Source organism: Streptomyces sp. NPDC059002 (assembly GCF_042740435.1).
In the GTDB taxonomy this organism is placed as follows: domain Bacteria; phylum Actinomycetota; class Actinomycetes; order Streptomycetales; family Streptomycetaceae; genus Streptomyces.
This window is the reverse complement of record NZ_JBHYJI010000055.1, coordinates 1-25,557: the sequence shown is the minus strand read 5'-3', so window position 1 is coordinate 25,557 and position 25,557 is coordinate 1. Positions and strand designations below refer to the sequence as shown.

At 69.9% G+C, this 25,557-nt stretch carries 28 protein-coding genes; 2 read left to right on the top strand and 26 right to left on the bottom strand.

The window, feature by feature from the left end:
• Positions 1-40: 40 nt before the first annotated feature.
• The 6 genes from ACFWZ2_RS34130 to rpsB form a co-directional block, all read right to left on the bottom strand.
• Entirely contained in the window at positions 41-220 is a 180-nt protein-coding gene (locus tag ACFWZ2_RS34130) for a hypothetical protein (RefSeq protein WP_384552381.1), read from the bottom strand.
• Between the two features lie 77 nt (positions 221-297).
• Positions 298-1,401 carry a phosphatidate cytidylyltransferase gene (locus ACFWZ2_RS34125; protein WP_384552379.1) on the bottom strand — a complete coding sequence of 368 codons (1,104 nt, stop codon included), beginning with the start codon at positions 1,399-1,401 and terminating at the stop codon, positions 298-300.
• Positions 1,402-1,452: 51 nt separating this feature from the next.
• Positions 1,453-2,010 carry a ribosome recycling factor gene (gene frr / locus ACFWZ2_RS34120; RefSeq protein WP_384552377.1) on the bottom strand — a complete coding sequence of 186 codons (558 nt, stop codon included), beginning with the start codon at positions 2,008-2,010 and terminating at the stop codon, positions 1,453-1,455.
• 158 nt (positions 2,011-2,168) lie between these two features.
• Entirely contained in the window at positions 2,169-2,930 is a 762-nt protein-coding gene (pyrH, locus tag ACFWZ2_RS34115; protein WP_384552375.1) for a UMP kinase, read from the bottom strand.
• A 187-nt stretch (positions 2,931-3,117) separates the two neighbouring features.
• Positions 3,118-3,954, bottom strand: a complete 837-nt coding sequence (gene tsf, locus ACFWZ2_RS34110; protein WP_384552373.1) for a translation elongation factor Ts — start codon at positions 3,952-3,954, stop codon at positions 3,118-3,120.
• A 102-nt stretch (positions 3,955-4,056) separates the two neighbouring features.
• On the bottom strand, positions 4,057-4,977 hold the full coding sequence (gene rpsB, locus ACFWZ2_RS34105) for a 30S ribosomal protein S2 (protein ID WP_384552371.1): 921 nt from the start codon (positions 4,975-4,977) through the stop codon (positions 4,057-4,059).
• 389 nt (positions 4,978-5,366) lie between these two features.
• On the opposite strand from rpsB, the gene ACFWZ2_RS34100 reads away from it, so the two are divergent.
• Positions 5,367-5,912 (top strand): M23 family metallopeptidase, encoded by a 546-nt coding sequence (locus tag ACFWZ2_RS34100; RefSeq protein WP_384552369.1) that lies wholly within the window; start codon positions 5,367-5,369, stop codon positions 5,910-5,912.
• Between the two features lie 8 nt (positions 5,913-5,920).
• On the opposite strand, the gene ACFWZ2_RS34095 is transcribed toward ACFWZ2_RS34100, so the two are convergent.
• The 18 genes from ACFWZ2_RS34095 to proS form a co-directional block, all read right to left on the bottom strand.
• On the bottom strand, positions 5,921-6,478 hold the full coding sequence (locus tag ACFWZ2_RS34095) for a TetR/AcrR family transcriptional regulator (protein WP_384552453.1): 558 nt from the start codon (positions 6,476-6,478) through the stop codon (positions 5,921-5,923).
• 105 nt (positions 6,479-6,583) lie between these two features.
• Complete coding sequence (gene whiG / locus ACFWZ2_RS34090; RefSeq protein ID WP_384552367.1) at positions 6,584-7,426, bottom strand: RNA polymerase sigma factor WhiG; 843 nt, start codon at positions 7,424-7,426, stop codon at positions 6,584-6,586.
• 351 nt (positions 7,427-7,777) lie between these two features.
• Positions 7,778-8,938 (bottom strand): DNA-processing protein DprA, encoded by a 1,161-nt coding sequence (gene dprA, locus ACFWZ2_RS34085; RefSeq protein ID WP_384552366.1) that lies wholly within the window; start codon positions 8,936-8,938, stop codon positions 7,778-7,780.
• On the bottom strand, positions 8,935-10,554 hold the full coding sequence (locus tag ACFWZ2_RS34080; protein ID WP_384552364.1) for a YifB family Mg chelatase-like AAA ATPase: 1,620 nt from the start codon (positions 10,552-10,554) through the stop codon (positions 8,935-8,937). The genes dprA and ACFWZ2_RS34080 overlap by 4 nt, the downstream gene beginning before the upstream one ends.
• Positions 10,554-10,928 (bottom strand): YraN family protein, encoded by a 375-nt coding sequence (locus tag ACFWZ2_RS34075; RefSeq protein ID WP_384552362.1) that lies wholly within the window; start codon positions 10,926-10,928, stop codon positions 10,554-10,556. The genes ACFWZ2_RS34080 and ACFWZ2_RS34075 overlap by 1 nt, the downstream gene beginning before the upstream one ends.
• Before the next feature lie 133 nt (positions 10,929-11,061).
• Positions 11,062-11,370: a DUF2469 domain-containing protein gene (locus tag ACFWZ2_RS34070; protein WP_003965949.1), complete on the bottom strand. Its 309-nt coding sequence runs from the start codon at positions 11,368-11,370 to the stop codon at positions 11,062-11,064.
• Positions 11,371-11,425: 55 nt separating this feature from the next.
• Complete coding sequence (locus ACFWZ2_RS34065; RefSeq protein WP_384552360.1) at positions 11,426-11,926, bottom strand: NUDIX hydrolase; 501 nt, start codon at positions 11,924-11,926, stop codon at positions 11,426-11,428.
• 16 nt (positions 11,927-11,942) lie between these two features.
• On the bottom strand, positions 11,943-12,701 hold the full coding sequence (gene lepB / locus ACFWZ2_RS34060) for a signal peptidase I (RefSeq protein ID WP_384552358.1): 759 nt from the start codon (positions 12,699-12,701) through the stop codon (positions 11,943-11,945).
• A 75-nt stretch (positions 12,702-12,776) separates the two neighbouring features.
• The gene (lepB, locus tag ACFWZ2_RS34055) at positions 12,777-13,742 is read right to left on the bottom strand and encodes a signal peptidase I (RefSeq protein ID WP_384552356.1); all 966 of its coding nucleotides are present in this window, start codon (positions 13,740-13,742) and stop codon (positions 12,777-12,779) included.
• Positions 13,627-14,709: a signal peptidase I gene (gene lepB, locus ACFWZ2_RS34050; RefSeq protein WP_384552355.1), complete on the bottom strand. Its 1,083-nt coding sequence runs from the start codon at positions 14,707-14,709 to the stop codon at positions 13,627-13,629. Before lepB (ACFWZ2_RS34050) ends, lepB (ACFWZ2_RS34055) begins: the two co-directional genes overlap by 116 nt.
• Positions 14,702-15,424 carry a signal peptidase I gene (gene lepB, locus ACFWZ2_RS34045; RefSeq protein ID WP_384552353.1) on the bottom strand — a complete coding sequence of 241 codons (723 nt, stop codon included), beginning with the start codon at positions 15,422-15,424 and terminating at the stop codon, positions 14,702-14,704. Before lepB (ACFWZ2_RS34045) ends, lepB (ACFWZ2_RS34050) begins: the two co-directional genes overlap by 8 nt.
• A gap of 45 nt (positions 15,425-15,469) precedes the next feature.
• A complete protein-coding gene (gene rplS, locus ACFWZ2_RS34040) occupies positions 15,470-15,820 on the bottom strand; it encodes a 50S ribosomal protein L19 (protein WP_384552351.1) in 351 nt (116 codons plus the stop codon).
• A gap of 166 nt (positions 15,821-15,986) precedes the next feature.
• Positions 15,987-16,808 carry a tRNA (guanosine(37)-N1)-methyltransferase TrmD gene (trmD, locus tag ACFWZ2_RS34035; protein WP_384552349.1) on the bottom strand — a complete coding sequence of 274 codons (822 nt, stop codon included), beginning with the start codon at positions 16,806-16,808 and terminating at the stop codon, positions 15,987-15,989.
• Positions 16,808-17,371, bottom strand: coding sequence for a ribosome maturation factor RimM (gene rimM, locus ACFWZ2_RS34030; RefSeq protein ID WP_384552347.1), 564 nt, complete (start codon positions 17,369-17,371; stop codon positions 16,808-16,810). The genes trmD and rimM overlap by 1 nt, the downstream gene beginning before the upstream one ends.
• A 110-nt stretch (positions 17,372-17,481) precedes the next feature.
• Positions 17,482-17,721 (bottom strand): RNA-binding protein, encoded by a 240-nt coding sequence (locus ACFWZ2_RS34025; RefSeq protein WP_014176063.1) that lies wholly within the window; start codon positions 17,719-17,721, stop codon positions 17,482-17,484.
• Positions 17,722-17,723: 2 nt separating this feature from the next.
• A complete protein-coding gene (gene rpsP / locus ACFWZ2_RS34020) occupies positions 17,724-18,161 on the bottom strand; it encodes a 30S ribosomal protein S16 (RefSeq protein WP_384552344.1) in 438 nt (145 codons plus the stop codon).
• 191 nt (positions 18,162-18,352) lie between these two features.
• Positions 18,353-18,949: a hypothetical protein gene (locus ACFWZ2_RS34015; RefSeq protein ID WP_384552342.1), complete on the bottom strand. Its 597-nt coding sequence runs from the start codon at positions 18,947-18,949 to the stop codon at positions 18,353-18,355.
• A gap of 261 nt (positions 18,950-19,210) precedes the next feature.
• A complete protein-coding gene (gene proS, locus ACFWZ2_RS34010) occupies positions 19,211-20,626 on the bottom strand; it encodes a proline--tRNA ligase (protein ID WP_384552340.1) in 1,416 nt (471 codons plus the stop codon).
• Positions 20,627-20,843: 217 nt separating this feature from the next.
• On the opposite strand from proS, the gene ACFWZ2_RS34005 reads away from it, so the two are divergent.
• Complete coding sequence (locus ACFWZ2_RS34005) at positions 20,844-21,704, top strand: SAM-dependent methyltransferase (RefSeq protein WP_384552338.1); 861 nt, start codon at positions 20,844-20,846, stop codon at positions 21,702-21,704.
• 45 nt (positions 21,705-21,749) lie between these two features.
• Here the strand turns inward: ACFWZ2_RS34005 and ftsH are convergent, their stop codons facing one another.
• A complete protein-coding gene (ftsH, locus tag ACFWZ2_RS34000) occupies positions 21,750-23,684 on the bottom strand; it encodes an ATP-dependent zinc metalloprotease FtsH (RefSeq protein WP_384552336.1) in 1,935 nt (644 codons plus the stop codon).
• 128 nt (positions 23,685-23,812) lie between these two features.
• Complete coding sequence (gene ffh, locus ACFWZ2_RS33995) at positions 23,813-25,366, bottom strand: signal recognition particle protein (protein WP_384552334.1); 1,554 nt, start codon at positions 25,364-25,366, stop codon at positions 23,813-23,815.
• Positions 25,367-25,557 lie beyond the last annotated feature (191 nt).

The window sequence follows — 25,557 nt, the reverse complement described above, 5'->3', positions numbered from 1 at the left end:
GGCCCCCGTCGACCCCCGTCTCAGGTCAAGATCCCGGGCCTCAGCCGAAGACCCCGCCGATCACCACGGCCACCCGGGATCCGTAGGTCTTCCAGCGGTGCGACGTCCGGCAGTACAGGCGCGGCCTGCGCCGCCCGCCCTGCCCTATCAGCGTCTCGCACCACTTGCACGGCAGATCCCCGTGGTAGGTGCCGTCCTTCTCCACTCGTGCCCGCCCCATGGCCGGGACTCTACGACAACGGGCCCCCTCCCGGTGCAGGAAGGGGGCCCGTACAAGATCCGCGGGACGGACCCGGCTCAGCCGGAGCCGACGAAGACCACGAGCAGCAGCCAGACCACCGGAGCGGTCGGCAGCAGGGAGTCGAGCCGGTCCATGATCCCGCCGTGGCCCGGCAGCAGCGTGCCCATGTCCTTGATCCCGAGGTCCCGCTTGATCATCGACTCGCCGAGGTCACCGAGCGTGGCGCTGGCTGCGACCGCGAGGCCGAGCAGCAGGCCCTGCCACCAGGTCCCGTCGTCGATCATGAACTGCATGCACAGTGCACCCGCGGCCATCGCGAAGGTGACCGCGCCGACCAGGCCCTCGCGGGTCTTGCCGGGGCTGATGCGCGGGGCCAGCTTGTGCTTGCCGAAGCGCCAGCCGATCGCATACGCCCCGGTGTCGCTGACCACGGTCAGGAGCAGGAACGTGAGCACCCGCTGCGCACCGTCGTCCGCGGTGAGCATCAGCGCCACGAAGGTCGCGAGGAACGGGACGTAGAAGGCCGCGAAGACCCCCGCCGTGACGTCCTTCAGATAGCCCTCGGGCGGCTCGGTCATGCGCCACACCAGGACGGCGAGCGCGGTGAGCGCCATCGCCACCCAGGCGCCCTCGGCGCCGCGGACATAGCCGGCGACGACCATCGCCGCGCCGCCGACCGCGAGCGGCACCAGCGGAGCCTTGATGCCCTTGCGCTCCTCGAGCCGGGAGGTGAGCTCCCAAAGACCGACTACGACGGCGACCGCTATGACGCCGACGAAGACGGCCTTCACGATGAACAGCGACGCGATGATCACCGCGCCGAGTGCCACACCGACTCCTATGGCCGCCCCGAGGTCGCGGCCCGCGCTCTTCTTCTGCGGTGCTGCCGGGGCGGGCTGTGGTGCGCTGGGCATGGGCTCCTGCGGAGGCTCGTCACGGAACAGGGGGCCGCCCATCCGAGTGGCCCCCCGGTCGTCGTCCTGGTCTCCGCCGCTCACGGGTACCTCGGGCACGATGGGCATGGGCTGCGTCTCAGACGGAAACAGCGCGTCCTGCGCATCGTACGCGGGACCTGCGGGGGTCGCCCCCTGAGCAGGCCCCTGGTCGGGCGGCCCCCAATACCCGGCTCTGGGCGGCGCCCCCCAGGAAGAGTCGTTCACGGATCGCTTTCCTGATTCCTCAGACTTCGATCAGCCTCGATCAGACCTCGGTCAGACCTCGAGCAGCTCGGCTTCCTTGTGCTTGAGCAGCTCGTCCACCTGTGCGACGTACTTCGCGGTGGTGTCGTCGAGCTCCTTCTCGGCGCGGCGCACCTCGTCCTCGCCGGACTCCTTGTCCTTGACGAGCTTGTCGAGGGCGTCCTTGGCCTTGCGGCGGATCGAGCGGATCGACACCTTCGAGTCCTCGGCCTTGGCCTTGGCGACCTTGATGTACTCGCGGCGGCGCTCTTCGGTGAGCTCGGGGAACGTCACACGGATGATGTTGCCGTCGTTGCTCGGGTTGACGCCGAGGTCGGAGTCGCGGATCGCCTGCTCGATGTTGCGCAGCGCGCTCTTGTCGAACGGGGTCACCACGGCCATCCGCGGCTCCGGCACCGAGAACGAGGCCAGCTGGTTGATCGGCGTCAGCGCGCCGTAGTAGTCAGCCACGATCTTGTTGAACATCGCCGGGTGCGCACGGCCGGTGCGGATCGCGGCGAAGTCCTCCTTGGCGACCACGACGGCCTTCTCCATCTTCTCCTCGGCCTCGAGGAGGGTCTCTTCGATCACCACTTGCTCCTGCGTGTCTTGAGTAGGCCCGGCATTGCACGGGGGCGGCCGGCTGCGTCGCGTCTCTTTCCTGCACGGTGTCCGACCGGCAGGGCTTTGTCCATCCCCTCAAGGGGCGTCTCGCGCACGTCCCTTGAGACTGGCCCAGGTCCCTGGGGTCAGGCCCGGTTTCCCTGGTCGCCCACGAGTGTGCCGATCTTCTCACCCTTGACGGCACGGGCGATATTGCCTTCGGAGAGCAGCTCGAAGACGAGGATGGGCAGTTTGTTGTCCCGGCACAGCGTGATCGCGGTCATGTCGGCGACCTTGAGGTCGCGGGTGATGACCTCGCCGTAGCCGAGCGCGTCGAACTTCACCGCGTCGGGGTTGGTCTTCGGGTCGGAGTCATAGACGCCGTCCACGCCGTTCTTGCCCATGAGCAGCGCCTCGGCGTCGATCTCCAGGGCTCGCTGCGCTGCGGTGGTGTCGGTGGAGAAGTACGGCATGCCCATGCCCGCACCGAAGATGACCACACGGCCCTTCTCCAGGTGACGCACGGCGCGCAGCGGGATGTACGGCTCCGCGACCTGCCCCATGGTGATGGCGGTCTGGACGCGGCAGTCGATGCCTTCCTTCTCCAGGAAGTCCTGCAGGGCGAGGCAGTTCATGACCGTGCCGAGCATGCCCATGTAGTCGGAACGGGCCCGGTCCATGCCGCGCTGCTGGAGCTCGGCACCGCGGAAGAAGTTGCCGCCGCCGATGACGACGGCGATCTGGGCGCCGTCGCGGACGACGGCGGCGATCTCACGCGCGATGGCGTGCACCACGTCGGGGTCGACACCGAGGCCGCCCCCACCGGCGAACGCCTCGCCGGAGAGCTTCAGGAGGAAACGCCCGGCAACTTTGCCGTCGTCACTCTTAGAGTCGGCCTTGGTGGTCATGTGGTTCTCGCTATCTCTTACTTGGCACACATACGAAGAAGGCCACTGCCGGCGGGGTGTTGTTCGCATCCCATGCTCGGCAATGGCCTCCTCGTCAGATCCTGCGGTCGTACGTCACGCACGAGGTGCCGTGCGCGGGCGACCGCTGTCGACCCTAGCGGGGTCTACCGTCGATCGCGGTACGGACTCAGATGCCGACCTTGATGCGCGAGAAGCGCTTCAGGGTGACACCGGCCTCGGCGAGAACCTTCTCGACCGACTTCTTGTTGTCCAGCGCGTACGGCTGGCCGAGGAGGGTGGCCTCCTTGAAGAAGCCGTTGACGCGACCCTCGACGATCTTCGGCAGCGCGGCCTCGGGCTTGCCCTCGGCGCGGGTGGTCTCCTCGGCGACGCGGCGCTCGGACTCGACGACCTCGGCCGGCACGTCCTCCTTGGAGAGGTACTTCGGCGCGAAGGCGGCGATGTGCTGCGCGACACCCTTGGCGAGGTCGGCGTCGGCCTTGTCCAGCTCGACGAGGACACCGATCTGCGGGGGCAGGTCGGGCATCGTGCGGTGCATGTACGCGGCGACGTAGGCGCCGGAGAACTGCGCGAAGCGGTCGAGGACGATCTTCTCGCCGAGGTTGGCGTTGGCCTCGTCGACGTACGCCTGGACGGTCTTGCCGGCCTCGATCTCGGACGCGAGCAGCGCCTCGAGGTCGGCCGGGGAGGTCTTGGCGACGTGGGCGGCGAGGTTGTTCGCCACGGCCTGGAACTTCTCACCCTTGGCGACGAAGTCCGTCTCGCACTTCAGCTCGACGATGACACCGGAGGTGTTGTCGTCGGCGATGAGGGAGACCACGGCGCCGTTCTCGGCGGAGCGGCCCTCGCGCTTGGCGACGCCCTTCTGGCCCTTGATGCGCAGGGCCTCCACGGCCTTGTCGACATCACCCTCGGCCTCGTCGAGCGCCTTCTTGCAGTCCATCATGCCGGCGCCCGTGAGCTCACGGAGCTTCTTGACGTCGGCGGCGGTGTAGTTCGCCATGATCGAAAATTCTCTCTCGAAGTCTGAAAGATCTACGAAGGTCTACGGGTGAACGGCGGGGGCCGATCGGGCCCCCGCCGTCAACTACCGAACCTGTGAGGGTCAGGCCTGCTCGGCGTCCGCGGCCGGGGCCTCGGCGGCCGGAGCCTCGGCGGCGGGCGCCTCGGCAGCGGCCTCGGCCGGCTTGTCCTCGGCCTTGGGGGCCTCGGCGGCCTCGTCAGCCTTGGGGGCCTCGTCGGCCTTCTTCTCGCCCTCGAGCAGGTCGCGCTCCCACTCGGCCAGCGGCTCGCCCTGGGCCTTCTCGCCCGGCTTCGAGTCACCGGCGGCAACGCCGGAACGGGCGATGAGGCCCTCGGCGACGGCGTCGGCGATCACGCGGGTGAGCAGGGTGACGGAGCGGATCGCGTCGTCGTTGCCCGGGATCTTGTAGTCGACCTCGTCGGGGTCGCAGTTGGTGTCGAGGATGGCGACGACCGGGATGTTGAGCTTCCGGGCCTCGCCGACCGCGATGTGCTCCTTCTTGGTGTCCACGATCCAGACGGCGCTGGGCACCTTCTGCATCTCGCGGATACCACCGAGGGTCTTCTCCAGCTTGGCCTTCTCGCGCGAGAGCACGAGAAGCTCCTTCTTGGTGAGGCCCGACGCGGCGACGTCCTCGAAGTCGATCTGCTCGAGCTCCTTGAGGCGCTGCAGACGCTTGTAGACGGTCGAGAAGTTGGTGAGCATGCCGCCCAGCCAGCGCTGGTTGACGTAGGGCATGCCGACGCGGGTCGCCTGCTCGGCGATCGCCTCCTGCGCCTGCTTCTTCGTGCCGACGAACATGACCGTGCCGCCGTGGGCGACGGTCTCCTTGACGAACTCGTAGGCGCGGTCGATGTACGACAGCGACTGGAGCAGGTCGATGATGTAGATGCCGTTGCGCTCGGTGAAGATGAAGCGCTTCATCTTCGGGTTCCAGCGACGGGTCTGGTGACCGAAGTGGACGCCGCTTTCCAGCAGCTCCCGCATCGTGACGACGGCCATGGCCGTTCTCCTTGAGTTTCTCGGTTGTGCCGCGTGTGCCGGACGGCACTCGCGCCTGACGCCCGCGTTGCGCCTTGCCACTAGGGACCGAGGGGCGCTGACACCGGCTGTTTCATGGCCTGATGTTGGGGCGTGCGAAGTCGACCCGGTGACCCGGATCGCCACAAGAAGTGTACGGGACCCGCGAGGTACCGGGTGACGCCGCTGCCCAGGAGCGTCCGAGCCCCGTTCCTCGGGTATCCGCGACCGGGCGTGCGCCGGGTGTCCGGGCGTGCGCCGGGGGGCGGCGCCGTCCCCGTCCGGGTGACGGGACTGTCCACAACCGGCCGGTAACCCACAGATCCCGACCAAGATCCCCACGGCGCCGCCCGGCACGGGACGGTTCTCCCATGTCTCCCCCGCGCCCGGAACTGCTGCTGCCGACGCTGGCGGCCCTGCTCGCGACCTTCCTGCCCCCGCCCCCTGCCCCACCGCCGGACACGACACCGACGGCCACGACCTGGCCGGTGGGCACCCACCCTCCGGTCGTACGAGGCTGGGACCCGCCTGCAACGCCGTACGCGGCGGGCCACCGCGGCGTGGACCTCGCCGCCCCCGAGGGCACCCCGGTACGGGCGGTCGCCCCGGGCCGGATCTCCTTCGCCGGACGCGTGGCGGGCCGCGGCGTGATCTCGGTGGAGCTGGACGGCGCCGGGGATCCGCCCCTGCGTACGACGTACGAACCGGTGCGGGCCACGCTGAAGAAGGGCGCCGAGGTGGACGCGGGCGACCCGGTGGGCGTCCTGGAATCCCCGACGGGCCACTGCCCCGACAGCTGCCTGCACTGGGGCCTGCGCAGAGCCGGGACCTACCTCAACCCGCTGACCCTGCTGCCCCCGTGGCTGCTGCGCCGGGGGCCCTCACGACTGCTGCCGCTGACGCCGCGCGGCCGATGAGCGGGGTCTCAGCCCCGCACGCCCCGCAGGGCCATGGCGACGGCCGCCTCGGTGATGGCCGACGGATCCTCCGCGGCACCGAGCTCGATCCGCCGCACGGCCGCGTCCACGACGCCCTGCAGCAGCATCGCCGCGAGCCGGGGCTGCTCGTGCCCCAGGGCCTCGAGCGCCTCGACGATCATCGCGATGAGCCCGCCGTGCGCGGCCCGGATCTTCTCGCGGGCACCGGCGTCGAGTTCACTCGCGGAGATGGCCACAACCGCACGGTGACGCCGGTCCCCGACCAGCGCCAGCTGCCGACGCACATACGCCTCGACCTTGCCCTCTGCCGATTCCGCTCCCTCCATCGCCGCGGAAACCTCCGCGGCCCAGACGGGAAAGTCGACCTCGCACAGCTCTTCCACCACGGCGGCCCGTGACCGGAAGTACTCGTACACGGACGACCGGGCGAGCCCGGTGCGCTCGGCGAGGGCGGGGAAGGTCAACGCCTCCGTACCGCCTTCGGACAGCAGGGATCGCGCAGCGTCCAGCAGGGCGCCGCGCTGCATCGACCGGTGCTCGGCCACAGAGGCCGCTCGAATCCTTGGCACAGCTCCACTTTACGGACGGGACGCCCCGCGCGGGAGTGACTCCCCGCTCACACCCCGCTGGGCAGGGACGATTCAGCGCACTCAGCGCCCAAAACTCGCCAGCTTCGCCCGCAATTGCAGCACCGACTTGGTGTGGATCTGGCTCACCCGGCTCTCGGTCACACCCAGCACATGACCGATCTCGGCGAGCGTGAGCCCCTCGTAGTAGTAGAGCGTCACGACGGTCTTCTCCCGCTCCGGCAGCGTGTTGATCGCCCGCGCGAGGAGCCTGCGCAGCTCCCGGTCCTCCGCGACCTCCACGGGGTTGTCGGCCGCGTGGTCCTCAAGGGTGTCCATGAGGCTCAGCCGGTCGCCGCCGTCGCCGCCGACGTGCAGCAGCTCCTCCAGCGCCACCACGTTGGCGAGCGACAACTGGCTGAAAACGGCGTGCAGTTCCTCCAGCGCGATCCCCATCTCCGAGGCGACCTCGCTCTCCGAAGGCGTCCTGCGGAGCTGGGCCTCCAGGGTGGCGTAGGCCCGCTCGACATTGCGTGCCTTCTGCCGCACGGAACGCGGGATCCAGTCGAGCGCCCGCAGTTCGTCGATCATCGCCCCGCGAATGCGGGTGATCGCATAGGTCTCGAACTTGATGGACCGCTCGATGTCGAACTTCTCGATGGCGTCGATGAGCCCGAACACCCCCGACGAGACGAAGTCGGCCTGCTCCACATTGGGCGGCAGCCCCACGCTCACCCGTCCCGCGACGTACTTCACCAGCGGCGAGTAGTGCAGGATCAGCTGCTCCCGCAGCCGCCCGTCCCCGGTCTCCTTGTACGACCGCCACAACTCGTCCAGCGACGAGGGAGCGGGGGGCCGCTCCCGCTCCCCGCTACGGGCAGCGGGGGGAACCGCTGCCCGGTCGGACCCTGAGGTGTGCTGGGGCATTCGTCGCCTTGAGCCGTTCTGCCGTGAACTGTTGAGGTTGCGTCGGTCGGTGAGGTCGCGGTCGCGCGAGTCGCCGGATTCGTCGGCGCCGCTCGGTTCGGTGCGGTGGGGAGCTTGCGTGAAGTGAATGAGGTTGTCCGTCTGGTTCGCCTGTCCGCGTCGGAATCCTTGTGAGCGTAGCGTGACTGAAGTGTCGCAGTGTGCGAAGACTATGGGATCCTGCGTGCGCAGATACGTTCCGCTGGGTGTGCCAAGCAGTCGATTTCATCGCGCTGCGTGACGATTCCGGACTGTCAACTGCACGATTTCCCAAGGTCGTCGGGTGTCATCCGTCCGGTGGAACACGCTCGGTCACGATTCACCTCCGGCGCTGGAGACGGACAGAAACGCCTGGCGTGTCAACTGCCAGCCATCGCCGTGTCGTTCGACGAACCCGAGAGAGCGAAGCTCGTACAGTCGACTTACGGCGTCGTCCTCGGTCGTCCCCGCGCCACGAGCGATGTCGCATGCCACCGTGCACCCCTGCGCGGGCAGCGCGGCCAGCACCCTCGCCGCTCCCGGGGCGAGCAGATCGCGCGGCACGACGGGGCCCCGCCGCTCCGGCGCCAGCTCGCCCATGTCCCCGACCAGCTCGACGACTTCCGCGGCATCGGTCACGAGGACACCGTCGCCCCGCAGGAGTTCATGCACCCCGGCGGAGAGTCCGCTGGTCGCGGGCCCCGGCACCCCCATGGTGAAGCGCCCCAACTCCTGGGCGCCGCGCGCCGTGGCGAGTGCGCCGCTCCGGTACGCGGCCTCGACCACCACCGTGCCCCGGGTCAGCGCGGCGATCACTCTGTTCCGCAGGATGAACCGGCTCGGCGTCGGATGATCGCCCGGCGGCAACTCCCCGACGACGAGGCCCTGTTCCGCGATCCGCCCGATCAACTGGGCATGCCCGCGCGGATAGGGCCGGTCCACCCCGCAGGCGAGCACCGCCACGGTCGCCCCACCGGCGCCCAGCGCTCCCCGGTGCGCGGCGCCATCCACGCCGTACGCCCCACCGGACACCACGACCCAGCCGCGCTCCGCGAGCCCCGCGCCGATCCCCGCCGCCATGTGCGCGCCGTACTCCGTGCAGGCCCGCGCCCCGACGACGGCGACGGACCGCAGCGCCCATAACCGCAGGGAGGGCCGTCCGCGCACCCAGAGCCCGACCGGCCGTGCGTCGCCCAGGTCGTCCAGGGGCACCGGCCACTCCCCGTCCCCCGGGATCACGAATCGCGCCCCGACGCCCCGCGCCACCTCAAGGTCCTGCTCGGGCCGTATCCTGGCGGCCCGCGCCCGCAGCCCTTCCCACCGGCGCCCGGTCACGCCCGGCAGCCGCTCGTCGCCCGCGCCGATCCGGTGCAGCACCTCGACGGCCCCGTGTTCGCGGAGCCACCGCCCGGCCACGGCGTCTCCCGGTTCGAGCACCCGCGTCAGTGCGACCCGGGCGAGCCGCTCCTCGCCCGGCGCGGATCCGGTGGTCATGTCCCCGATCCGATCGCCATGGGCACGCCGCGCGCGATTCCGGTGCGCAGCTGCAGCGCCAGGGCCACATCCTGCGCGGAGGGCCTGTCGTGCCCCGCGAGGTCCGCGACGGTCCACGCCACCCGCAGGACGCGGTCGAGTCCACGGGCGGTCAGGAAGCCGCGCTCCAGGTCGAGCTCGGCCGCGTCCAGGGCGCCGGGTGCCGCGGGCCAGCGTGTGCGCAGCGCGTGCCCCGGGACCTCGCTGTTGGTCCGCCAGCCGGTGCCGACCAGCCTGGCGACCGCTCTCTCACGCGCGGCACGGACCCGGTCGGCGACGGTCCGCGTGGTCTCCCCCGGCGTGCCGTACCCCGCCAGTTCGGACCGGGTGACGGGCTCCACCTCCACCTTCAGGTCGACGCGGTCGAGCAGCGGGCCGGAGAGCCGTGCCTGATACCGGCGGACGACGGACGCGGGGCACTCGCAGCCGTCCCCCAGCAACGTATGCCGACCGCAGGGACAGGGGTTGGCGGCGAGCACCATCAGGAACTTGGCGGGCAGCCGCACCACTCCGGCGCTGCGTGCGATCACCACATGCCCGGATTCGAGGGGCTGGCGCAGGGAGTCCAGGGACTGGCTGCTGAATTCCGGTGCCTCGTCCAGGAAGAGCACGCCTCGGTGGGCGAGCGAGACCGCGCCGGGCCTGGCGATCCCCTTGCCGCCGCCCACCAGCGACTGCATCGTCGCGGAGTGGTGCGGCGCGCAGTACGGCGCGACGTCCACCAGTGGCCTGCCCGGAGGCAGCATGCCCGCGACCGAGTGCACGGCAGTGACCTCGAGCGATTCCTCGCGGGACAGCCGGGGCAGGATGGCGGGCAGCCGCTCCGCGAGCATCGTCTTCCCGGCTCCCGGCGGTCCCTGGAGGAAGAGGTGGTGCGATCCGGCCGCGGCCACCTCCACGGCGGTGCGTGCCGACGTCTGCCCCACGACCTCGGCCAGGTCGAGGGCGTGGGCGTCGTCCAGGGCGCCGCTGAGGCCCGTGCCGACCCCCGTGCCCGGCACGCAGAGCCCGGCGAGCATCGGGTCGGGCCGCCCCGCCTCCTCCGGTTCCTCGTCCGGCACCGGCTCGTCGGTGAGGACCGCGACGAGTTGTCGCAGGCTCCGTACGCCGAGGACCGAGACGCCCGGCACGAGGGAGGCTTCGGCGGCGGTGCACTCGGGGACGACCACCTGTTCGTACCCCGCGTCGGCCGCCGCGAGGACGGCGGGCAGGACTCCGCGGACGGGCCGCACCCGTCCGTCGAGTCCCAGCTCGCCGATCATCACGATGTCGGCGAGCACTCTCGGGTCGATCCGCTCGGACGCCCCGAGCACGGCACAGGCCACCGCGAGATCGAAGCCGCTGCCGCCTTTGGGCACCGACGCCGGGCTCAGCCCCACGGTGAGCTTCTTCTGGGGCCATTCGCCGCCCGAGTTGACCACCGCCGCCCTGACCCTGTCGCGGCTCTCGGTCAGGCTCTTGTCAGGCAGTCCCACCAGCGTGAAGGCCGCGACGCCGGGCTCCAGATCGGCCTGCACCTCGACGACCACGCCCTCGACGCCGACCAGGGCCACGGAACACGTACGCGCGAATCCCATCAGGACACCCCTCGCGCGTGCTCGACGACGGGTGCGCCGCGCCGGGGGACCACGACGCCGACCAGGTCGATGCGGACGCCGCCGGGCGGTAGTCCTCCGCGCTCCTCGATCCAGTGCTCAGCAAGCCGCCGCAGCCGTGCCACCTTGGCCGGGCCGACGGATGCCATGGGGTGTTCGAAGGGCAGGCCCGCGAGGCCCGCCCTGCGCGTCTTGACCTCGCAGACGACGAGGGCCTCGCCGTCCATCGCCACGATGTCGATCTCACCGGCTCTGCCCGCGCGCCAGTTGCGCTCCAGAACCGTCATGCCGGACTCGACCAGCCGCCGCGCGGCCAGTTCTTCGCCGTACTTCCCGAGTGCTCCCCGTGCGTTCATGTGGGCACCACCTCCGGCACCCACGGTCACGGATCAGCGCGCACCTATTGGATCTTGGTGCACTACTCGCCGGTTGTGGAAAACTCCGCCACCCGGCCGAGTGAACGTGAACGCCCCCGCGCCCCGGCGGTGCTCAGCCGCCCGGAAGCTCGAGGTCGCTCTTGTTCAGCTCCTCGATGTTCACGTCCTTGAACGTGAGGACCCGCACCTGCTTCACGAAACGGGCGGGCCTGTACATGTCCCACACCCAGGCGTCCGCCATGGACACCTCGAAGAACACCTCGCCCTGGACCGAGTGCACCTGCATCTCGTAGTCATTGGTGAGGTAGAAGCGCCGTTCGGTCTCGATCACGTATTTGAACAGACCGACGACATCGCGGTACTCCCGGTAGAGCTTCAGCTCCATCTCGGTCTCGTACTTCTCGAGGTCCTCGGCGCTCATGGCATGTTCCCCTTCAGCCGTGCGTCCCCCTATTGTGCGTCAGCCCCGCGAGCCCCTACACGATTTCCGTGTCGAGGATCTCGGGCCGGTTCGGGGGCCCCTCGTCGAGCAGTCTGCGAAGCAGCTCGGCGAGCCTGGTCGGATACACCGTCTCATGAGCCTCGGTCAGTTCCCGGCACGACCACCAACGTGCTCCGGCGACACTGCGCCGTTCCAGCTCCGTCAGCCCTTCGGGGGCGGTCGCCGTCTGTGACGTACGGGCGAGGAAGTACCACTCGTCCTGGTCCCAGCGCCGCCCGTCGAACGGGAAGGAGCAGATCCGCTGCCACAGGACGGGGCCGAGCTCGACGTCCGTGATGCCCGTCTCCTCGCGCAGCTCGCGCAGGGCCGCCTGCTCGCGCGTCTCGTCGCCCTCCAGGCCGCCGCCCGGCGTGAACCACCAGTCGTCCGCCGGGTCCTCCGGCTCATGGCCGTACAGCAGCAGGATGCGGTCGCACGGGTCGAGGAGCACCACCCGCGCGACCCTGCGCAGCGGCCGCCCGGACTCGGACGTCATGGGCGACACGGCTTCCTCATCCGACACCGGTGGCCGCCTCCCGCGGGCTGCTCGTCCCGCGCCTGCGGCCGATCCGCTTGGCGATCGGGCCGTACGCCGCGCCGCCGAGGACGAGCACCATGCCGGCCACCACCGCGATCACCACCATCCGCAGCGGCCCCGGCCGGGAGATGCCGCCCGGCATGTCCGCGAAGCCCTCGGGGCGTTCGAGCATCCCGAACTTGTCCATGGGCCAGGCCACCGCGTCGACCCGCGCCTGTACGGCATCGCGCGGCACCGAGCCGTGGTCCGCGTCGCCCAGGTGCACGCTGGAGTCCAGGGAGCCGCTGCGCTCGTCGCCGAGCAGGAAGAGGCGGCCCTTGGGGACGGTCGTGGTGGGGATGCCGGTGGCCGACGCGCCCTTGCCCTCGGGGAGATACGGTTCTGCGACTTCCTTGCCGTTGACGGTCAGCTTGCCGTCCTCGCAGCAGGCGATCCTGTCGCCGCCGACGCCGACCACGCGCTTGACCATGGGCAGGTCGCCCCAGGTCGACTGCTTGAAGACGACGACATCACCGCGGCGCACGTCGTCGCCGTCTATCCGCTGCGCGAGAACCCGGTCACCGGAGCCGATGGTCGGCGTCATGGATCCGGTCGGGACGGTGTACGGCTGGTACTGGACGGCGCCCCAGGCAAACCCGCCGAGGAAGAGCACACAGCCGAGGGCCACGGCGACACCCGACAGCACGCTGCCGAGCCGTCCGCGGCCCTCGTCCGTACGACGTGTCCTGCTCATCCCGGTGCTCCCCCGTCTCAAGACGACCCCGCCGCCCGTGGGTACGGCGGAAGATCGGCGATCTGGGACGGCACCCTACCTGTCGGTACCTCCACCAGTAACCCTCGCGCCCTGTGCGGCCGCCACCGTGAGCCGACGCCTGCGCCACAGCACGATCGGCACCGCACCGGCGAGCCCGAGGGCGCCCGGGGCCGCACCGGCGAGCGCGTTGATGCCCGGCTGGTCGAAGGTGTCCGGCTTGGGCAGCGTCGCCCAGCGGGTGGGCGGCCAGGCGATCACGATGGCGCGGCCCACGACGTTGTCCACGGGCACCGCACCGCCGCCGGGCTGGTTCTGGTGGTAGCGGGAGTCCAGCGAGTTCTGCCGGTGGTCACCCATGACCCAGATTTTGCCCTTGGGAACGGTGACCTTGAACTGGCCGCCCTGGTCGTCGACGGTGCACGGGGTGTTCCCGGGGAAGACGTACGGCTCGTTCAGCGCCTTGCCGTTGACCTTCACCGGTCCGGTGCCCTTGCACTCCACGGTGTCGCCGCCGACGCCGATGACGCGCTTGATGAGGTCCTTCTCGTCGGCGGACGGCATCAGACCGACCCAGCCGAGCACCCGCTGGACCGCGTTCGGGTCGGGGGTCGGCTCGCCGTCGAGCCAGTGGCCCGGGTCCCGGAAGACGACGACCTCGCCACGCTCGGGCTCGGAGCCGAACCACGGCGTCAGCTTGTCGACGAGGACCCGGTCGCCCTGCTGGAGCGTGTCCTGCATCGAGTCCGAGGGGATCGAGAACGCCTGCACCAGGAAGGTCTTGATGACCAGGGCCAGGACGAGGGCGATGCCGATGAGGAGCGGAAGCTCCTTCCAGAAGGAGCGGGGCTTCTTCGGCCGCTTGCCGTCCTGCCCGCTCTTCGCCTCGCCGTCGCCTCCCACGGCGTCACTCCCGGGGTTCACACCGTCCGCGACGGCCTCGTCGACCGGCTCGTCGGATCGCCCCGGCCGCTCCTCGGGCCCTTCGTGTCCGGATCGTGCGCCGACCGCCAAATCCCCCACATCCACTCCTCAGTCCGTGCCGCCGCCTGCCCCAGATGCGATGCAGGCCCACCACTCCCATAACGAGCGGGAGTTCCGCAGGGGTCGGGAGTCGGATCAATCCGTATCGATCGCCGGGGGCCACCCTATGCGACGCCCCTGTGACGGTGTCCGACCCCGCACGCGCGTCGGGTACGGACGCGTACGTGTCCGGCTCTTCCAGTTTGCGCCAGTGGCCGAAGGGCCAGGCGATGACCAGAGCCCGCCCCACCACCTGGTCCTCGGCGACGGTGCCGCTGAACTTCTCGGTGCGGTGGAACCGGGAGTCGGCCGAGTCGCTGCGGTGGTCGCCCATCATGAACAGGCGCCCCTTAGGGACCTTCACCTTGAACTCGAAGGCCGAGGGCTTGTCCCCGGGGTGGATGTACGGCTCGTCGAGCGGCACTCCGTTGACGGTGACCTTGTCGTTCTTGTCGCAGCACTGCACGGTGTCGCCGCCGACGCCGACGACGCGCTTGATCAGGTCCCGTTCGCTGTCGGAGGGCAGCAGACCGATCTGGGTGAGGCCTTCCTTGATCTGTTTGACGACCACGGGGTCGTCCTTCTTCTTGCCCTGTTCCTCTTCGAGCCAGTTGCCGGGGTCCTTGAAGACGACGACGTCGCCGCGTTCCGGCTTCGACCCGAACCAGGGTGTGAGTTTGTCGACCAGGACCCGGTCACCGATCCGGATCGTCTGCTCCATGGAACCCGAGGGGATCACGAAGGCCTGCACCAGGAAGGTCTTCAGGACGAGGGCTATCAGCAGGGCCACGCCTATGAGGAGGGGTATCTCCTTGATCGCCGAACGCCGCCTGCGCCGCTTGACCTTCTTGGCCAGCTTGCGCCGCTCGGCCCGGCCCGGCAGTACGGGATCGCCGGTCGGCCGGGACCCGGTGGGCAGCCCGGTGTCCGCACGGTGGCCGGAGCGTGTCCGCCCGCGGCTACCCATGCGCGCCGCCTGGTGCCGGCACGCGCGCGTAGCTGTCGGGGCGCTCCAGGGACGTCCAGTGGCCGATGGGCCAGACGATCCAGTCGGCCCTGCCGATCACCTCGTCGACGGGGACCATGCCGCCGCCGGGCTGCCCCAGATGGTCGCGGGAGTCCCGGGAGTCGCTGCGGTGGTCGCCGAGGACGAAGAGGCTGTCTTCAGGGACGACGGCTTTGAAGGGCACCTGCGAGGGGGTGTCGCCGGGGTACAGGTACGGCTCGTCGATGGGCTCGCCGTTCACCTTGACCCTCCCCCGCCTGTCGCAGCAGACCACCCGGTCTCCCCCTGTGCCCACGACCCGCTTGATGTAGTTGGCGTCTCCGAAGTAGCCGCTGCCGTCGAAGACGACCGCGTCACCCCGCTGCGGCTCGGAACCGAAACGGTACGCCAACTTGTTGACGAGCACGCGGTCCCCGACCCGGAACGCGGGCTCCATGGAGCCGCTGGGGATCTGGAAGGGCTGCACCACGAATGTGCTCAGGAGCAGCAGGAACCCCATGCACACCAGGATCGACAGGGTGATCCGGCCGCCCGGCAGCCAGGAGACCAGTGACATGAAAACGGAGCGCGACCGTTCCTCCGCCTCCTCGGATGCTTCGGGGACGTTCGTGACGTCTCCGGAATCGGAGGGTGGGGAGGAGCGGTCGCGCTCCGTGTGCCGTGCTTCGGTGTCCATCGGGGCCAGATGCTATCCGGCCCCGATGTGGACCCGCGCGCGAGCTCAGCTGTCGCGCTTCTCCTTGATCTTCGCGGCCTTGCCGCGCAGGTCACGGAGGTAGTACAGCTTCGCGCGACGGACGTCACCGCGGGTGACGAGCTCGATCTTCTCGACGATCGGGGTGTGCACCGGGAACGTGCGCTCGACGCCGACGGAGAAGGAGACCTTGCGCACCGTGAAGGTCTCGCGCACGCCGGCACCCTGGCGACGGATGACTACGCCCTTGAACTGCTGCACACGGGAGCGGTTGCCCTCGATGACGCGGACGTGGACGTTGACGGTGTCACCCGGGCGGAAGGACGGGATGTCGCTGCGCAGCGACGCGCTGTCGACCGAGTCGAGCAGGTTAGCCATGATCGTCTGCTTTCTTCGCCGATGCCACAGGTCATCAGCGGGAGTTCGTGATGAAGGATTCGTTAGCTGATCGCGTCGGGCGGGCGTCTGGACCATCCCCGTGTACACGGTGAGCAACGGTCGATCCCCCTGTGGCAGGGGCGCACGCTGGACGTACAGCAGCGGTCTATTCTTCCACGGCTTCGGGGTCTCGCCCAAATCGGCCGTCGGGCCCCGGCCGCCACCCCAGGATCGAGAGCATCTCGCGGTCCTTCTTGTCGAAGGCGCCGGGGTCGCAACGCTCGATCAGATCGGGCCTGTTGCGGGTGGTGCGCCGCAGCGCCTCGTCACGGCGCCAGCGCGCGATCTTGCCGTGGTGGCCGCTGAGCAGGACGTCCGGGATGCCGTGCCCGCGCCACTGGGGAGGCTTCGTGTAGACGGGGCCTTCGAGCAGGTTGGCCATGGCTCCGGGCGCGAAGGAGTCGTCCTGGTGGGACTCGGCGTTGCCCAGGACACCGGGCAGGAGCCGGGCCACTGCCTCCGTGACGACGAGTACGGCGGCTTCTCCGCCCGCGAGGACGTAGTCGCCGATGGATACCTCGTAGACGGGCATACGGGTCGCGTACTCGTCCATGACGCGGCGGTCGATGCCCTCGTAGCGCGCGGGCGTGAAGACCAGCCAGGGGCGCTCGGAGAGTTCGACGGCGAGTTCCTGGGTGAAGGGGCGTCCGCTGGGCGTGGGGACGACCAGGACGGGCCCGTGCGCCCCGCTCTCGTACCCGTCGGCGAGCACGTCGTCGAGTGCCGCGCCCCAGGGGTCGGTCTTCATGACCATGCCGGGGCCGCCGCCGTAGGGGGTGTCGTCGACCGTGTTGTGGCGGTCGTACGTCCACTCCCTGAGGTCGTGCACGTTGACGTCGAGCTGCCCACGCGCGCGTGCCTTGCCCACGAGGGAGACGTTCAGGGGTTCCAGGTACTCGGGGAAGATCGTGACGACGTCGAGCCGCATTACGCCTGGTCCTCCGAAGCCGCTTCGGCGTCGCGCGTGGAGGCGATCTCGGCGCGGTCGTCGATGAGCCCCGGAGGCGGGTCGATGACCGCCCGCTGCTCCTCCAGGTCGATCTCGGTGACGATCTCCTCGACGAAGGGGATCATGACCTCGCTGCCGTCGGGGCGCTCCACGATGAACAGGTCCTGCGAGGGCAGGTGCGAGATCTCGGTGATCCGGCCGACCTCGGTGCCGTCCTTGGTGACGACGTCGAGGTCCATGAGCTGGTGGTCGTAGTACTCGTCCTCGTCCTCGGGGAGCTCTTCCGGGTCCACCTCGGCGATCAGGAGCGTGTTGCGCAGCGCCTCGGCGCCCGTGCGGTCGCGCACGCCCTCGAAGCGCAGCAGGAGGCGGCCGCTGTGCACCCGGCCGGTCTCGATGGTCAGCGGACCCGTGGCGGCGGGGTCGGTGGCGAGCACGGCGCCGGGGCCGAGCCGCAGCTCCGGCTCGTCGGTGCGGACCTCGACGGTGACCTCGCCCTTGATGCCGTGGGCCCGGCCGATGCGGGCGACTACCAACTGCACTGCGTTTCTCCTCATCCAACGACTACGGGCCGGGGAAGGCCCTGAAGCCCTCCCCGGCCCGAGCCGGTGCTGCTGTGGTTCTACGAACCTATCGGTCCTGGGAACCCGGTTCAGCGAACCTGGTCCACGTCGACGAGGTCGACGCGGACACCGCGGCCGCCGATGGCGCCCACGACGGTACGCAGAGCGCGCGCGGTGCGGCCGTTACGGCCGATCACCTTGCCGAGGTCGTCGGGATGGACCCGGACCTCGAGGACGCGTCCGCGGCGCAGGTTGCGCGAGGCGACCTGCACGTCGTCGGGGTTGTCGACGATGCCCTTCACGAGGTGCTCGAGAGCCTCCTCGAGCATGCTCAGGCCTCGGTCGACTCGGTGGACGCGACCTCGGCCTCGTCCGCCTTCTTGTCAGCCTTCTTGGCCTTCTGGGTGATGGCCTCGCCCTTGGCGTCGTCGCCCTCGAGACCCTTGGTGAAGGCCTCGAACGCGGCGCGCTTGTCCTTGGGCTCCGCGACGAGCAGCGGCGCCGGGGCCGGCAGGCCCTTGTGCTTCTGCCAGTCACCGGTGAGCTTCAGGATGGCCATGACCGGCTCGGTCGGCTGGGCGCCGACGGACAGCCAGTACTGGGCACGCTCCGAGTTGACCTCGATGCGCGAGGGGTTCTGCACCGGGTGGTACAGACCGATCTCCTCGATGGCCCGGCCGTCACGGCGGGTACGGGAGTCGGCGACGACGATGCGGTAGTGAGGCGAACGGATCTTGCCCAGACGCTTCAGCTTGATCTTGACTGCCACGGGAGTGGTGTCTCCTGGTCTTGACGTGGGTGGGCACAACGACGATGCCGCGTGGGGTTGCGGTACTCGAGTGCCCGATGGACGCGTCAGCCGGAGGAGAGAGGGGTCCTATGCGGCTGTCGAGTACAGCTAGCCATTGTGCCATACGCCGACGGGGCGACCGAAACCCGGTTCGGCCGCCCCGCACCAGCTCAGCCCACGCCCGCGCCGATCGCTTCCGGGATGCGGAAGGGCTTGCCGCAGCCGCCGCACATGATCGGCGCCTGGGCGAGCACGGACGGCACGACGCGGACGTTGCGCCCGCAGTCGCAGACCGCCTTGACGCGCACGCCGCCTCCGGAGGAGCCGTGCCGGGCGGCCGGGCCCCGGAAGCTGCGTGCGGTGTCCGCGGTCGTCGCTGCGGTGTGCGCCTTCAGGGCGCGCTGCAGCCGCTCGATCGTCGGGCGATAGCGCTTCTTCGCCTCGGGGTTGAGCGTGACCAGCGAGAAGCCGCTGCTGGGGTGCGGCTCGTCGGAGTGGTCAAGGCCCAGCTCCTCGGCGATCGCCAGGAATCTGCGGTTGTGATAGCGGCCGGCGCGTGAGGTGTCGCGTACGCCGCGCGAGGCGGCGATGCCATGGACTGCCTCATGAAGCAGTCGCTCGAAGGAGAGCTCGGCGCCGCAGGCGGACGACGATTCTCCGATCAGGGATTCGGGCGCGGCAAGGTCGGGCAGCTCGGGGTGGTGCCGCTGAATGTCGGCCCACGCCTGTGCCAGCTCTGCGGCGAGAACAGGTGGTGTCGTGCTCACGTCGTGAACAACGAGCCGGGGGCCCTGGGGGTTCCATTCCGGGGCATCTCAAATAATTTGCACGTACCCGTCAGTTGCCGTTGATGCGTCCGGACGAGGGCGGGTGCGCTGATCTGCGGAGAAGCTTCACAGCTCGCATCAAGCCGGTACGTAGTGGCGCGTACGCCCCGGCGCGTAGGGCAACTCCTCGCGCCGGGGCTTGTGTTGCCGAGGCAGGCGTACGAGCCGGGATCGAGCGCGTCGGTAGCGGAGGCACCCTCCTCAGTAGGAGCGGGCCACAAGAGCGACGTTACCCGGGGTCTCATCGGCCTCCGGCACCGCCCCGTCCTCCGCGACCAGACACCGTACGGTCACGGAGTGCTCGGCCAGCCCGGCCTCGCCTTCTTCGCCGAGCACGGCCCAGGGGATGCGCGCCCAGTTGCCCGCGGCGGTCGCCTCCACGGCCTCGTCGAGGGTGCGGACGTCCGCGGTGCGGGACTCACGGCGCTCGCGGGCCTGGGTCAGGAGCAGTTCCTGGTCCTCTTCGAGGACGGTGGGCAGCAGGGCGCCGAGGGCGTCGATCGCGACCGGCTCCTTGCCGCCCCGGATGCGCCGGGCCAGCATCGCGGTGCCGTTCTCCAGGTCGCGCGGGCCGACCTCGATGCGGACCGGCACCCCTTTGAGCTCCCAGTCGACGGCGCGCCTCCCGAAGGGGGTGTCCGTGCGGTCGTCGACCTGGACGCGGACGCCTGCGGCCGTCAGGGTCTCGCCGATCTCGCGGACCTTGGCGAGCACGGCGTCGTCCCCCTTGATGGCGAGGACGACGGCCTGGACGGGCGCGAGGCGCGGCGGCACGCGCAGGCCGTCGTCGTCGCCGTGCATCATCACCAGGGCGCCGACCAGCCGCGTCGTACTGCCCCAGGAGGTCTGCCAGACCAGTTCCTGCTTGCCGTCCTTGGACAGGTACTGGGTGTGGAAGGCCTTGGCGAAGTTCTGGCCGAGCTCGTGGCTGGTGCCGAGCTGGAGGGCCTTGCCGTCGCCCATCATGCCTTCGAGCGTGAGGGTGTTGATGGCGCCGGCGAAGCGCTCCTTGGCGGTCTTGCGGCCCAGCACGAAGTCCATGGCGAGGACGTCCCGCATGAAGTCTCCGTAGACGTGGCGGTGGATGAGGGCGGCGAAGTCGCGGGCCTCTTCGTACGTCGCGTGGGCGGTGTGGCCCTCCTGCCACAGGAACTCCGACGTGCGCAGGAACAGGCGCGGGCGCATCTCCCAACGGACCACGTTGGCCCACTGGTTGATCAGCAGGGGCAGGTCGCGGTAGCTCTGCACCCACTTGGAGAAGTACTCGTTGACGATCGTCTCCGAGGTGGGGCGGACGACGACCGGCTCCTCCAGCTCCTTGCCGCCGCCGTGCGTGACGACGGCGAGCTCCGGCGCGAAGCCCTCGACGTGCTCGGCCTCCCTGGTCAGGTACGACTGCGGGATGAAGAGCGGGAAGTACGCGTTCTGGGTGCCGGTCGCCTTGATGCGGGCGTCCATGTCCTGCTGCATCCGCTCCCACAGGCCGTACCCGTACGGTCGGATCACCATGGTGCCGCGCACCGGGCCGTTGTCGGCCAGCTCGGCCTTGTTGATCAAGTCCTGGTACCAGCGCGGGAAATCGTCCGCCTGGGGCGTGAGCACGGGTGTTTTGGCCATGGCGCGCATCGTAGGGGCGGGGCCCCGGAGAGCGGGAATCCTTATCCCCCAGGGGGCGCACAACGGTGGCACACAAGCATTGGCCCACAACCTCTGGACGCCACGACGGATGCGGAGTTCTCTGGCATACGGGGGGAGTGCGAGCGCACTACACGGGGGCGGACGAACCGTTGAATTCCGGCACGGCAGTAACTCTCGGCGGATTGGGGCGCTTTCGATGACACCAACGCTCGTGCAGTCGCACCACCTCCACGCGGGCGCGACCCCTCGCGTGGACCTGGGGGCACGCGCGCGTGACTGGGCGGAGATACAGGAACGGATGCTGGTCCCGCTCTACGAGGCGGTGTACGAACGGCTCGAAGTGGGCACGGGCACCCGGCTCCTCGGCCTCGGCTGCGGCTCCGGCCTCGCCCTGCTGATGGCGGCGTCGCGGGGCGCCGCGGTCACCGGCGTCGATCCGTCGGCCCCCGAACGTCTCGCCCTGGCGCGCGAACGCCTGCTGCCGGACACCGCCGGGGGCGCACGCGCGCGTACCGACACCCGGCTCGTGGAGGGCGGCCCGGCGGACGCGGCGGGCCCGGACGCACTCCCGTACAACATGGTGACGGCGTTCCACCCGATCGGCTGCATGGCCGGTGACTCCGAAGGCCTGTCGGCCCTCCTGGAGGCGGCCGCGCCGCTCGCCGCCCGGGGCACCCCTGTGGTGCTCGCCGGATGGGGTCCGCCGGAGCGGTGTGCGACCTCTTCGGTCCTGCGGGTGGCGACCAAGCTCGCCGACCCCCTGCGCAGTACGGGCAGTTGGCGCCCCGCGCTGCGGGACGACCTGGAGGAGGTCGCCCACAGGGCAGGGCTCAAGCCGGACGGCTCGGGGCGTGTGGCGTGCCCCTTCGGGTACGCGGACATGGAGAGCGCGGCCCGCGGGCTGCTCTCGACGGGGCTGTTCGACGCGGCGGTGGGCGCGACGGACCAGGCGCAGGTCGACAAGGAACTCGCTGAGGCGCTGCATCCGCACCGGCGCAGGGACGGGACGGTGTGGATGCCGAACGTCTTCCGGTACTTGATCGCGCGTACGACGTAGGGGCCAGGACCCCGATCGGGCGCCCGGGCCCTCCTCGCCGGGGCGCTAGCCGTCCTTGGACATCCGTGTGATGCCCGCGACCCGGTACGCCTCCGCCTCCTCCAGCGTCTCGTTCTCCAGCAACGCCGCGGCCAGGTCGTCCAGTTGCCCTCGGTGCTCGCGCAGCTGGCGGCAGGCGCTCTCGTAGCACTCGTCGACGATCCGCCGCATCTCGCCGTCGATGGCGTCGAGGGTCTCCGGGGCGGCCGCGAGTCCGTAGGCCTGCTGGGCGTCGTTCGGGAGGGCCGACAGACGGCCCACGCGCTCGCTCATGCCCCAGCGGCCGACCATGCCGCGCGCGATGTTGGTGACCTGCTCCAGGTCGTTCTCGGCGCCGGTGGTGATGACTCCGTAGACGACGTGTTCGGCAGCCATGCCCCCTAGGGCACCGATAATTCGACCGCGAAGATACTCCTCCGTGTAGGCGTACTTGTCGGAGTCCGGAGTCGAGAGGGTCACGCCGAGGGCCCGCCCGCGCGGGACGATCGTGATCTTGCGGACCGGGTCGGCGCCCGGCTGCAGCATGCCGAGCAGGGCGTGCCCGCTCTCGTGATACGCCGTGCGCCGACGCTCCTCCTCCGGCATGACCAGCGGCCGCTCGGCGCCCAGCTGCACCTTCTCGATGGCTTCGGAGAGGTCGGACTGCGTGACCGTCTTCTGCTTGCGCTTGACGGCGAGGAGGGCGGCTTCGTTGGCGAGGTTGGCGAGTTCGGCGCCGGTCATGCCCGGGGTCGTACGGGCGACTTGGGCGAGGTCGACGTCGTCGGCCAGCGGAATGGCCCGCGTATGGATCTTGAGGATGGCCTCGCGGCCGCCGCGGTCGGGGGGCGAGACGTTGACGACGCGGTCGAACCGGCCCGGCCTGGTGAGGGCGGGGTCGAGGATGTCGGCCCGGTTGGTGGCGGCGAGCACGATGACGCCTTCCGCGCCCGAGAAGCCGTCCATCTCGGTGAGGATCTGGTTCAGGGTCTGCTCGCGCTCGTCGTGCCCGCCCATCCCGCTGCCGCCACCCCGTGCGCGTCCGATGGTGTCGATCTCGTCGATGAAGATGATCGAGGGGGCGACCTTGCGGGCCTCGGCGAAGAGTTCCCGTACGCGCGAGGCGCCCACGCCCACGATCATCTCGATGAACTCCGAGGCGGACGCGGAGAAGAAAGGCACGCCCGCCTCGCCCGCGACGGCGCGTGCGAGCAGCGTCTTGCCGGTGCCGGGCGGCCCCGCGAGGAGCACGCCGCGCGGCATCTTGGCGCCCATCGTGCGATAGGCGTCGGGGTTCTTCAGGAAGTCGACGACGTCATTGAGCTCGCCCTCGACCTCGTCGATGCCGGCCACGTCCTCGAACGTCGTCCGCTTGGCACCGGGCTCCAGCTCGACGGGCTTGGGCGGCGTCTTGCGCCCGAGCATGCCGCCACCGCCGCCCATGCCCGCGCTCATGCGCCGCGCGATGAAGATCCACAGCACCACGAGAAGCAGCATCGGGGCGAGCGAGATGAGCAGGTTGGAGAGGAAACTGCGCTCCTGCACCACGGGCTCGGCGGTGACGGTGACCTGGTGCTTGGTCAGGTCGTCCCAGAGCTTGTCGTCGGCGAAGGCGGGCCGCTGCGTCGTGAACTTGGTGTAGTTCCCCTTGTCGCCGTCCGGGTTCGGCTGCTCCTTCTTGAGCTGCCCCTGGATCGCGTCACCCTTGGCGTAGATCTTCGTGACGTTGCCGTCGTCGACCTGCTTGCTGAACTCCGTGTACGAGATGGTCGGCTCGTCGCCGTCGTTGAAGAACGACAGCACGAGGTTCGCGATGAGATAGACGATGAGCGCGGTGAGGATGAGACTCCCCCACCCGCCCGGCATCTTCTTCTTCGGCGGCGGTGTGGGCTCGGGCGGGGGCGCGCCCTCGGAGCGCCACGGCTGATCGGGCGCCTGGCGCGGCGGCACAGGGTTGCTCATATGGGGACGTTACGTCACAAAGCATACCCGGGCACCCGCTCCCCCGCCCGGAACGCACCGAGGGCGCCCCTCCGTAGAGGAGCGCCCTGGATCTCGTACGAGAAGGAACGCGCGCGACGGCGAGAACCTCAGCCCATGAACTTCTTGAACTCGTCCGGCAGCTCGAAGTCCTGCCCGGCCTGCCCGCCCGGAAGACCGAACGCGCCACCGGGCTGACCGCCCTGCTCGCGGCGCGTGGCGGCCTCCTGCTCCTGCTGCTTGCGCTTCATCGGGTTGCCGGAGCGCTGCTTGCCCTTGGCCTGCTTCTGCTTCTTCTTCTGCTTGCCGGCGCCGCCGCCCATGCCCGGCATCCCGGGCATACCCGGCATGCCGCCGCCCTGGGCCATGCGGGACATCATCTTCCGCGCCTCGAAGAACCGCTCCACCAGGTTCTTGACGGCGCTGACCTCGACACCCGAACCCTTGGCGATACGCGCACGCCGCGAGCCGTTGATGATCGTCGGCTCCTGGCGCTCGCCGGGCGTCATCGACTTGATGATGGCGGCGGTGCGGTCGACGTCCCGCTCGTCGAGGTTGTTGATCTGGTCCTTGATCTGCCCCATGCCGGGCATCATCCCGAGCAGCTTGCTGATGCTGCCCATCTTCCTGACCTGCTCCATCTGAGCCAGGAAGTCATCGAGCGTGAAGTCCTGGCCCTTCTTGGAGGCCAACTTCGAGGCCATCTTCTCGGCCTCTTGCTGCGAGAAGGTCTGCTCGGCCTTCTCGATGAGCGTGAGCATGTCGCCCATGCCGAGGATGCGGGACGCCATGCGGTCCGGGTGGAACGCGTCGAAGTCGTCCAGCTTCTCGCCATTCGAGGCGAACATGATCTGACGCCCGGTGACCTGCGCGATCGACAGCGCGGCACCACCACGGGCGTCACCGTCGAGCTTCGACAGGACGACGCCGTCGAAGCCGACGCCGTCCCGGAAGGCCTCGGCCGTGTTGACGGCGTCCTGACCGATCATCGCGTCGACGACGAAGAGCACCTCGTCGGGGCTGACGGCGTCGCGGATGTCCGCGGCCTGCTGCATCAGCTCCTGGTCGATGCCGAGACGACCGGCGGTGTCGACGATGACCACGTCGTACTGCTTCGTCCTGGCGAACTCGACCGAGTCCTTGGCGACCTGGACCGGGTCACCCACGCCGTTGCCCGGCTGGGGCGCGTAGACGCCGACGCCGGCGCGCTCCGCGACGACGCTCAGCTGGTTGACGGCGTTCGGGCGCTGCAGGTCACACGCCACCAGGAGCGGGGAGTGGCCCTGCCCCTTCAGCCAGAGGCCCAGCTTTCCCGCGAGGGTCGTCTTACCGGCACCCTGCAGACCCGCGAGCATGATGACCGTCGGCGCGGTCTTCGCGAACCGCAGGCGCCGGGTCTCGCCACCCAGAATGCCAATGAGCTCCTCATTGACGATCTTGATGACCTGCTGGGCGGGGTTGAGCGCCTGGGAGACCTCGGCGCCGGCCGCGCGCTCCTTGATCTGCTTGATGAAGGCGCGGACGACGGGGAGGGCCACGTCCGCCTCGAGCAGGGCGATGCGGATCTCGCGCGCCGTGGCGTCGATGTCCGCCTCGGACAGGCGGCCCTTGCCCCGGAGGTTCTTGAATGTCGCTGCGAGGCGGTCGGAGAGAGTATCGAACACGGCGGTCGCGAATCCTCGGATCTGGGGGCGGGCTGACAGGTCGCCTTCCAGAGTATCTGCCGTCCGCCAGTGCCTGGGGCGCTGGGCGGGACTTCCCTCCTCCCCGCACCGCGGGCGACGCCCCGCCTGCACCGTGCTTGCGCCTCCGTTCGCGGCCCCCGGCACCGTGGGCTGTGCCCACCCGTGCCGCC